This window comes from Allobosea sp. 05T438, assembly GCF_056396025.1.
The window spans coordinates 1-9,301 of record NZ_JBFTKQ010000040.1 but is presented as its reverse complement, the minus strand read 5'-3'; the positions used below and the strand labels follow the sequence as shown (position 1 = coordinate 9,301).

The window sequence follows — 9,301 nt, the reverse complement described above, 5'->3', positions numbered from 1 at the left end:
GTGTTCGGCCCGGCATGGGCCATCACCTCGGCCTGCCCGCCAACCGCCAGGAAGACGCCGTCCTTGACTGCGACCGCGCTCGCCGTCGGGTTGCCGCGATCGAGCGTGGTGAAGCGGCCATTGCTGAGGATGAGATCGGCGGTCATCGGGCGAGATCCTTGACTCGGGGACTGTGCGGAGGCGCTGCCGAAGAGGCCGCTCAGCGCGCCTGCGGCAGCGCCTAAGGTGGTTTGACGACGCGTCGGCATCAGCTGCGCTCCTTTTGCGATGTCTCCTGCGAGGGTTGTCCGCCGCCTGGTAGATGGCCAAAGACATGCGGCTTGACCTGCTGGTGCCAGGAATGAGCCGCCGGAGCCTTCGCCCAGAGCCCGCGCAGGAGCGGCGGCAACTGCTCGCCGATCAGGATGCCGAGCAGGCCGACCAGCGCTATGACCGGCGGGGCCGGCGAGCGCACATTGATCAAGCTGTAGATCACGCCGACCAGGAGCCCGGCCCCCAACGACATCAGGTAGATCTTCATGCGGCACTCCGTTTTGCGCCTCCGCGACGCGTCAGGGTGACTATCCCTGGCCGCGATCAGTCGAAGGCAGAGTGCAAAAGGGGTTATTGCCCGTCTTGTCTGATTGCGCGCTCCGTTGCCGGATTTCGCGACGACAGACGAACTGGCAAGAGCGTGAGCAAGCCGCTGGCTGTGCTTGAACAGCCCTCATCCGCGCCCGCCGATCCCTGTCATCGCGGAACGAGCGAGGCCGCGGTACCGTTCGGTGGCACTATCGCGAAGCCTGCAGAAAGCCCTGGAGTCTCGGACAGACAAAATCGAGGAATGCACGAACCCGAAATGGCAGACGCGGGCCGCCCAAGTACAACGCGTGGATGAGTTCGCCATCGCTTTCGACGGCTTCGGACAGAACTTCCACCAACCGGCCTGCATTCAGATCGGCGCGAACATGATAGTCGGCGAGGCGGGCCAAACCGATCCCGGCTATGGCCATGCGACGCACGGTCTCGCCGTTGTTGGCGAGCAAAGAGCCGTTGACGGTCCGATCAACCACACGCCCGCTTTCCTTAAGTGGCCATACGGGAGCTGCTCGCCGGAAATTGAAGCCGAGGCAGTTATGAACCGCTAGTTCCTCAACAGCACGCGGCGTGCCATGACGTTCAAGATAATCCGGCGAGGCAACGATCTTGCGGTGCGCAACGCCGATCTTTCTGGCGATCATGGCCGATCCTTGCAAAGGGCCGACCCGAAACGCGACGTCCGTTCGATCGAGATAGAGATCGACGATTTCGTCCGACAGGGAAAGATCGACGGCGATTTTTTGGTGCTCATGCCAGAACGCCGGAAGAAGCGGTTCCAGACCCAAGACTCCAAAGGCGACCGAGGCATTAACCCGAACGGTGCCGCCCGAGCTGGCGACTCCCTGCGACAGGCTTCGTTCCACATCGTCGAGTTCCCCGATGAGAGCGAGACTTCGCTCGTAGTACACCTGCCCTTCCGCGGTTAACGACAAGCGCCGAGTCGAACGCTCCAAGAGGCGTACGCCGAGGCGGTTTTCGAGACGGCCGATCAGCTTGCTCACGGTCGACGGAGTCATGAGCATCAGCCGCGCAGCCTCGGTAAAACTGCCCGCTTCGATCACGCGCGTGAACACCTGCATCTCGCCTGCTCGGTTGTCCATGGCACTCTCCTTTTGTGAACCCATTTCACTTCTGAATTGGATTCGCAACGCATTATCATGTCGGGGAAACGGCGACATCCTGCTCGAATGTCTCAGTTTTCCAGCACGAGCAGATAGCGATGCCGAACAATTCCGGATTAGCACATCGATGCGAACAACGTGCCAAGGAAGTCATGTCGGCGAGGTGGTCATCGGACCTGACGGTTGCGCAGATGGCCCAGGAATGTTCGATGGCGCCGGCGGAATTTGAACATGCGTTCTGCGAGACAGCAGGAGTGTCGCCCCGCCGATACCTGGCTCAGATCAGAGTGACGGAAGCCAAGAAGCTGCTGCTCGAACCTCATCTGTCACTCACGGACGTAAGGGTGGTGTGCGGCTTCCGCTCCCAACGGGATTTCACGCGAAGCTTCATGCAATTGACAGGTAGAAGCCCTGCGGCTTGGCGACGGCATGGGATAGGCATGGCCCGCCCGACGCTTCCGGCTCATCTGCGAGAATCGACAGCCGCTCGAACTCCGTCAGCGCCCCCCGATGGCGACGTAGCGTCCGCGCGACATCAGGGTACGGTTTCAGCATAGCTGGCAAACCCGACGAGACAGCTTCAAAGACGCCAGCCGATCAACCGGAGAGACAAAGACAACATTGCTTCACCGTTCCATGATCAGTTCGATCAGCGCCTCGCTGTCCGATCTCAGCCGTTCGGGATCGTCGTAAATTCGTTCCAATACCACCATGCCGCGCGTGTGATTCACAAGGAGCCGCGCGGTGGCGTCGGGCGGCAACCGCAGCTTCTCCGCAGATTGCGTAAATCGGCTCGTCAGACACGCCTCCAAATCATCCATCTGGCGTTTCAACGCTTCGCGGATCTCGGGGCTGGCAGCCTCCTCGTCCGTCGCCGTTTTGGTGGTCAAGCACCCTCGCCTGCCTTCCCGGATCAGATCGATGCTGAACGCGAGAAGCTTGCGCAGGGCAGCGCGCAGATCCTCCTCCTCAAGTGCCTTGCGAACGCCCTCCATGTAGCGCTGCTGGTAGTGGCGATAGGCGTTGACGAAGAGGGCCCCCTTGCCACCGTAAGCGTTGTAGAGCGACCCCCGCTGGACACCCGTCGCGGCAGCGAGATCCTGCATCGAGGTCGCCGAGTATCCCCTCTCCCAAAACAGCTTGGCAGCTTCTGCCAGCACCCGATCTTCGTCGAACTGCCGCACTCCCGCCATCACGCACCTCCTGCTCGACATTGCTCGGAGCAAGATAAGAATGCTTGACACTATTGGCAAAGATGGCAGGCGCACTATCTTTGACAGTGATGACAAAAATAGCCCGCCACGTCGGGTGTGAAGGAACCTGTGCCATGGTCACGATCAATTCCAGCGATCCGGAGAAAAGCATGCCCTGGGCGACCATGTTCGCGGGGCTGTCCGCCAGCATGATCGGAATCGGCCTGGCGCGCTTCGCCTACACGCCTCTCATTCCGCCTCTCATCGAGGCCGGATGGTTTTCCGCAGACAACGTAATCTATCTGAGCGCCGCCAATCTGGCCGGCTATCTGGCGGGTGCGCTGGTGGCCCGAAGGCTGGGCCGCCTGTTCGGGAACGTCATGGTCCTGAAGGCGATGATGCTTTTGACGGCCCTGGCCTTCCTCGCCTGCGCATTTCCCGTCTCGGTCGCCTGGTTCTTCGCCTGGCGTCTCCTGTCCGGCATAACCGGTGGCATCATCATGGTGCTCGTCGCGGCAACATTGCTGCCCAGCGTGCCGGCTCCGCGACGCGGGCTTGCCAGCGGCGCCATCTTTTTCGGGGTCGGAGTGGGGATCGCGGCTTCCGGAACCATCGTCCCGGCCCTGCTACATTGGGGGCTGTCCACGACGTGGGAAGGATTGGCCGCGATCTCTCTCGCCTTGATCGTCCTGAGCTGGCGGGCCTGGCCTGCCAACGTCGTTGTCTCGCGCGCCGAAACCAAGGAAAGCCCGGCAAAACCGGCGCCGACTGGATTTGGCCCGAGTCTCCTCTACGTCCAATACGGCCTGATGGCGGTCGGCCTGGTCCCCGCGGTTGTTTTTCTGGCGGACTTCATCGCGCGCGGCCGAGATCTGGGGGCGAATACCGGCGCGATATTCTGGATCGTCTACGGCGTCGGCGCGATGTTCGGCCCCCTGCTCTACGGCCAGTTGGCGGACAGAGTTGGAAGCGCGAAAGCCGCGCGTCTGCTCCTGGCGGCTCAGATCGCTGCGCTGCTTCTGTTCGCGAGCTCGGCCTGGCTTGTCGCCGCCGCTATCGCAACCTGGGTCATTGGAACATTTCCGCCGGGAATCGTGCCACTCACCCTGCATAAGGTTCATCATATGCTGCCCGACGATCACGGCGCCCAGGCAGCGGTGTGGAGCCGGGCGACCGTTGCGTTTGCAGCCTTTCAGGCGATAGCCGGTTACGGTTCATCCTGGTTGTTCGCTCATTCCAACGGAAATTACACACTGCTGTTTTTGGTCGGTGCCGGGGCTCTCGCCCTTGCCCTCGCCATGGAGTTCCTGAGTCCTGCGCTGAAGCGGCTCTCGCGAGCCAAGCAAGCCTGAAGACATCACCAGGAGCCGCTTGAGTTCAAAGCTCAAGCGGCTCCTGTTTTTCTTTCTACGCATGAGTCGGACCTGATGAGGCGGGTATGGGTCGAGCGCCACCATCAATGAAACGGCTTCACAATTGATGTGGAGCGACACGTGCTTATCGGACCGGCCATGCGGATCTATGTCGTGAGGCATGACACAGCACTCAGCATTGGACCTGATCCGCAAACCGGGTCGGTTGACGCTTGGCCTGGAACTGCCTCTGGACAATGATTGGTCGCCGGCGGGTGAAGCCCGAAGGATCGCCGACGCCCGCCCCCGGGGCGTACCGGATCTACGGGAACAGACCGAACTGATCCTCCGGGCGGACGGCCTCGGCTTCGCGGCAGTCTGGCTGCGCGACGTGCCGGTCTTCGACCAAGTCAACATGGGCGACGCGGGCTCGGTCTATGACGTCTTCACGCAACTCGGTTTTCTCGCAGGTGTGACGCGCAATATGGCCCTCGGCACCGCTGCCGTCGTTCTGCCGATCCGCCATCCGCTCTTTACCGCAAAGGCTGCCGCCAGCGTCGACGCACTCTCGGGCGGGCGTCTGATCCTCGGGGTCGCCTCCGGGGACCGGCCGGTCGAATATCCCTTGCTCGGTCTCGATTTCGAGAAGCGCGGCGACGCCTTCCGCGAGGCTGTCGACTATCTTCGCACGGTCTGGCAACCCGGCGGAATCCCGGTGGGCGGGCGCAGGGATGCGAGCCTCGACTTGCTGCCGCGGCCCCTCCAGCCGACGATCCCGCTGATCGTGGCCGGACAGGCAAGGCAGGACGACGCCTGGCTGGCCGCCCATATGAACGGCCGCTTCGTCTATCCCGGCAGCGCCGAGAAACTCGCCGCGCAGGCCGCGCGCTGGCGCGCCGCCACCTCCGGACGCGGCATCTTCATCAGCGCTTTCCATCTCGATCTGCTTGAAGACGCCAACGCTCCCGCCGAGCCAATCCGCTTTGGTGCTCGCCTTGGCCGCAACGAATTGATCGCGAATCTGCGGGTGCTCGGCTCCGCCGGAATCGACCACCTCGCTCTCAACCTCAGGCAATCGTCGCGCCCTCCTCGTGAGGTCATCGACGAAATCGCGGCTGAAATCATTCCAGCGCTGACCGGCACCGAGCAGGTGCGGGCGGCCTAAACCACCCCAGGAGAACCTGACATGGACATTGTGAAGGCGCATGGCGCCGAGATTCCGGCGCTTGGTTTCGGCGTTTTCCGCATGTCGGATGCCGAGGTCGAGCGCGTCGTCCCAGCGGCGCTCGAAGTTGGCTTCCGCCATTTCGATACCGCTCAGATCTACGGCAACGAAGCGGCCCTCGGGCAGGCGCTGCAAGCAGCGGGCGCGCGCCGCGACGAATTGTTTCTGACCACCAAGGTCTGGGTCGACAACTACAGCCCGACGAAGTTCGCGGCCTCGGTGGAAGAGAGCCTCGACAAGCTGAAGGTCGACCGCGTCGACCTGCTTCTGCTGCACTGGCCAGCGGACAAGGTCGCCATCGCCGACCAGGTCGCCATGCTCAACGCTGCGCAGAAAGCGGGCAAGACCCGCTTCGTCGGCGTCAGCAACCAGAATATCGCGCAGATGCGGGAGTCGGCGAAGTTGAGCAGCGCCCCGATCGTCACCAACCAAGTCGAGCTCCACCCCTATCTCGATCAGAGCAAGCTCATCGTCGCGGCCAAGGAAGCCGGCATCGTTCTGACCGCGTATTACGGCATGGCCGACGGCGCCGTGCCGCGCGATGCGGCCTTGCAGACGATTGGCGCACGCTACGGCAAGAGCGCCGCGCAGGTCGTCCTGCGCTGGTTGGTCCAGCAGGGATTCGTCGCCCTGTCCAAGACGGCGAAGCCCGAACGCGTCGCGGAGAACATCGCGATCTTCGATTTCGCGCTGTCCGATGCGGACATGGCGGCCATCACACGGCTCGCCCGCCCCGATGGACGGCTGGTCGACCCGCCGGGTCTCGCTCCCGCCTGGGACGCATGAGGCGGAGGCGACCATGACTGCGACCACCTGCACCGCGCCCGTCGAGACGGCCGCCGCACCCCATGCACGCTGGGCGCTCCTTGCGCTCGCGATCGGCGCATTCGGCATCGGCACCACGGAGTTCTCGCCGATGGGCCTGTTGCCCGTCATCGCCGATGGCGTGAACGTCTCGATCCCAACCGCGGGATTGCTGATCAGCGCCTATGCGATCGGCGTGATGCTCGGCGCGCCGATCATGACGCTGGCCTTCAGCCGTTTCGGCAAGCGTACGGCGCTGATGCTGCTGATGGGGATCTTCGCTGTCGGCAATCTGATGTCGGCGCTGGCGCCGGGCTATATCACGCTCCTGCTCGCCCGCCTCGTCACCAGCCTCAATCACGGCGCATTCTTCGGACTCGGCGCGGTGGTGGCTGCGAGCGTCGTACCGAAGGAGAAGCAGGCGAGCGCGGTCGCCGCCATGTTCATGGGCCTGACCATCGCCAATATCGGCGGGGTGCCGGCAGCGACATGGGTCGGCCAGCAGATCGGCTGGCGGATGGCCTTCGCGGGGACAGCCGTGCTCGGGCTCGCGGCGATCACGGCGCTATGGTTCGCGCTGCCCAAGGGCGAGCCCGGGAAGATTCCTGATATCCGTCGGGAGCTGCGCGTGCTCACGCACCCCACGGTTCTTCTCGCGATGGCGACGACCGTGATGGGCGCGGGGGCGATGTTCACGCTCTACACCTATGTCGCCCCCGCGCTCACAACCCTGACCGGAGCCTCGGACGGTTTCGTCACGCTCGGGCTCGTGTTGATCGGCGTTGGCTTCACCTTCGGCAATGCTCTTGGCGGAAAGCTGGCCGACTGGTCGTTGGACGGCGCGACCAAGATCTTCCTCGGTGCGCTGGCAACGATCATGTTCGTGCTGCCCTTCCTGTTCGCGAGCCATGTCGGTGCGGCCGTCGGCCTGCTGGTTTGGGGAGCTGCGGCCTTTGCCATCGTGCCGCCGGTGCAGATGCGCGTGATGCAGGCGGCCTCCGAAGCGCCGGGCCTCGCCTCTTCGATCAATGTCGGGGCCTTCAACCTTGGCAATGCCCTCGGCGCTGCCGTTGGGGCCGGCGTCATCAGTCTCGGCCTCGGCTATGCAGCCATTCCGATCGCCGGTGGACTGCTCGCCACCACGGGCCTCGGGCTGGTCTGGCTCGGAACGAAACGTTCCCAGTCCTAGTCGACGCATTCATCTGCCAGCTTAAAAGTGAGGTTGGTCGCCCATGTCAGTGCCAGAGCCCAAACGCTATGTCCCGACACCCACGGGTTATCTCATGGTGCTCCGTCAGGGCGAGGATGCGTTCGCCCGCCTTTCGTCCCTGATGCGCGAGGAGGCGATATCGTCGGCGACGATCCTCGGGTTCGGCTTTGCGGGTAGCGTGACGTTCGGCTTCTTTGACTTTGAGACGGGAAACTTTCGGCCCAGAACCATGGAGAATCTGGAGCTAACCAATCTTACCGGCAGCTTGGCCTGGAAAGACGGAGAGCCCTCGATCCACGCTCATGCGACCGGGAGCGACTATAGTTTCAAGGCTTTTGGTGGCCACCTCCTTGCACTGCAAATCGGCCGAGGGTCCTTGGAGTTGAGCGTTACACTTATGCCGATGCACCTTGAACGGCGTCTCGATCCAGCTATCGGCGCAAATGTGCTGCAGTTGACTTGAGGTCCGCCACATCGCTTGTCTCCATCTCAGCCAAAGCCGTTACAGAGCGAAGCAAAACCTCAGCGGGCACTAAAAGGTCCCAGTTGGCATTCCGAAGATCGGCTTTTCGGCACAATGTTGTAACCTGGACGCCTACGGATTCGACGGAGCGTATCAAGCTTGAACAGCCGTCAGATCGAAGTCTTTGCCGCTGTCATGAAAGCTGGCACGGTCTCCCGCGCCGCGGAAATTCTTGGAGTCACCCAACCTGGGGTCAGCCGGCTAATCGCGGAGCTCGAAAGGTCGCTGGGCTTCGCCCTGTTCGACCGGGTGCGCAATCGTATCGTGCCAACCCCCGAAGGACGAACCTTCTTCGCAGAGGTTGAGGCCAATTTCCGCGGCATGGACCGGTTGCGAGCGAGTGCCGCCCGCATCCGCGACTACGGAGCCGGCCAACTCAGGGTTGCGACGCTGTCGGCCCTGAGTTCCTCGATCGTCCCCAACGCCGTATTGCGCTTCCGCAGCCTGCGCCCCGATTCGACCGTCACGCTGATGGTCCTGCCCTCGCGGGACGTGCGGGACGGTGTCGCGTCCGGCATCTACGATGTCGGCCTTGCCGCCGACGAGATCGATGTCACCGGCGTCGTCCACCAGGTCTTCGTCCAGCCGCGAGCCCTTTGCGCCATGCCGCTCGGCCATCCGCTTGCCGAGCGCGAGGTGATCGGCCCACACGATCTCTCGGGCGTCGATTTCGTCGCCTACGTACCGGAGGATCGCGCCCGCCAGCGCTTCGACATGATCATGTCGGAAGCCGGGGCGGCGCCGCCCCGCGTGGTGGTCGAAACGATCTATGCCGCGACCGTCTGTGCGCTGGTCGCGCAAGGCGTCGGCGTCGGGTTGATCAGTCCGTATGCAATTGCCGGTCATGACCAGAGCCAGCTCGTGCTGCGTCCGTTCGAACCGCCGGTGCAGAGCCGCAGCTTTCTGATCCTGCCGCCGGACAGGCCCAAATCCGAACTCGTGCGCGACTTCATCGGCTGCCTGATGGAAGCGCGCTGAGATCATAACAACCGAGCATCGAGCTATGCCCTAGCTCGCATTGCACGGCTCCCCTTCCCAGTTATCCTCCCTGGAAACGCGCCAGAGACGCGATTTCGAGGGGTATCGATGAGTTCCACCATGCAGCAGGCCGCAAGGCCCGCGAGCGATGACGCACGCCCTGCGGGGCTGAAGCAGACCTCGTTGAACACGGCGACGGCGGTCGAGATGATCGGCGTGAACAAGTGGTACGGCGAGTTCCACGTGTTGCGGGACATCAACCTCAAGGTTCAGCGCGGCGAGAAGCTGGTCATCTGCGGCCCGTCCGGTTCGGGCA

10 protein-coding genes and 1 pseudogene are annotated in these 9,301 nt (G+C 63.1%); 8 read left to right on the top strand and 3 right to left on the bottom strand.

Annotated elements, in window-relative coordinates; all coding sequences use genetic code 11:
* Positions 1–247: 247 nt before the first annotated feature.
* Together AC1DIN_RS29590 and AC1DIN_RS29585 are read right to left on the bottom strand one after the other, a co-directional pair.
* Positions 248–520 carry a XapX domain-containing protein gene (locus tag AC1DIN_RS29590; protein ID WP_441473945.1) on the bottom strand — a complete coding sequence of 91 codons (273 nt, stop codon included), beginning with the start codon at positions 518–520 and terminating at the stop codon, positions 248–250.
* Positions 521–770: 250 nt separating this feature from the next.
* Positions 771–1,679, bottom strand: a complete 909-nt coding sequence (locus tag AC1DIN_RS29585) for a LysR family transcriptional regulator (protein ID WP_476812319.1) — start codon at positions 1,677–1,679, stop codon at positions 771–773.
* 119 nt (positions 1,680–1,798) lie between these two features.
* Between AC1DIN_RS29585 and AC1DIN_RS29580 the strand changes: the two genes are divergently transcribed.
* A complete protein-coding gene (locus AC1DIN_RS29580) occupies positions 1,799–2,257 on the top strand; it encodes a helix-turn-helix transcriptional regulator (RefSeq protein ID WP_476812318.1) in 459 nt (152 codons plus the stop codon).
* A 69-nt stretch (positions 2,258–2,326) separates the two neighbouring features.
* On the opposite strand, the gene AC1DIN_RS29575 is transcribed toward AC1DIN_RS29580, so the two are convergent.
* Complete coding sequence (locus tag AC1DIN_RS29575) at positions 2,327–2,893, bottom strand: TetR/AcrR family transcriptional regulator (protein WP_476812317.1); 567 nt, start codon at positions 2,891–2,893, stop codon at positions 2,327–2,329.
* 134 nt (positions 2,894–3,027) lie between these two features.
* Here AC1DIN_RS29575 and AC1DIN_RS29570 point away from each other — a divergent pair, with 134 nt between their 5' ends.
* From AC1DIN_RS29570 to AC1DIN_RS29540, 7 genes and pseudogenes are all read left to right on the top strand, one after another.
* Positions 3,028–4,245 (top strand): YbfB/YjiJ family MFS transporter, encoded by a 1,218-nt coding sequence (locus AC1DIN_RS29570; RefSeq protein ID WP_476812316.1) that lies wholly within the window; start codon positions 3,028–3,030, stop codon positions 4,243–4,245.
* 181 nt (positions 4,246–4,426) lie between these two features.
* The gene (locus AC1DIN_RS29565; RefSeq protein WP_476812315.1) at positions 4,427–5,410 is read left to right on the top strand and encodes a TIGR03571 family LLM class oxidoreductase; all 984 of its coding nucleotides are present in this window, start codon (positions 4,427–4,429) and stop codon (positions 5,408–5,410) included.
* A gap of 21 nt (positions 5,411–5,431) precedes the next feature.
* A complete protein-coding gene (locus AC1DIN_RS29560; protein ID WP_476812314.1) occupies positions 5,432–6,256 on the top strand; it encodes an aldo/keto reductase in 825 nt (274 codons plus the stop codon).
* Positions 6,257–6,269: 13 nt separating this feature from the next.
* The gene (locus tag AC1DIN_RS29555; protein WP_476812313.1) at positions 6,270–7,463 is read left to right on the top strand and encodes an MFS transporter; all 1,194 of its coding nucleotides are present in this window, start codon (positions 6,270–6,272) and stop codon (positions 7,461–7,463) included.
* A gap of 94 nt (positions 7,464–7,557) precedes the next feature.
* Positions 7,558–7,947, top strand: a complete 390-nt coding sequence (locus tag AC1DIN_RS29550; RefSeq protein WP_476812312.1) for a PPC domain-containing DNA-binding protein — start codon at positions 7,558–7,560, stop codon at positions 7,945–7,947.
* A gap of 159 nt (positions 7,948–8,106) precedes the next feature.
* Positions 8,107–8,985 carry a LysR substrate-binding domain-containing protein gene (locus AC1DIN_RS29545; protein ID WP_441473953.1) on the top strand — a complete coding sequence of 293 codons (879 nt, stop codon included), beginning with the start codon at positions 8,107–8,109 and terminating at the stop codon, positions 8,983–8,985.
* A 108-nt stretch (positions 8,986–9,093) separates the two neighbouring features.
* Positions 9,094–9,301, top strand: a pseudogene (locus tag AC1DIN_RS29540) (amino acid ABC transporter ATP-binding protein); the annotation flags it as partial.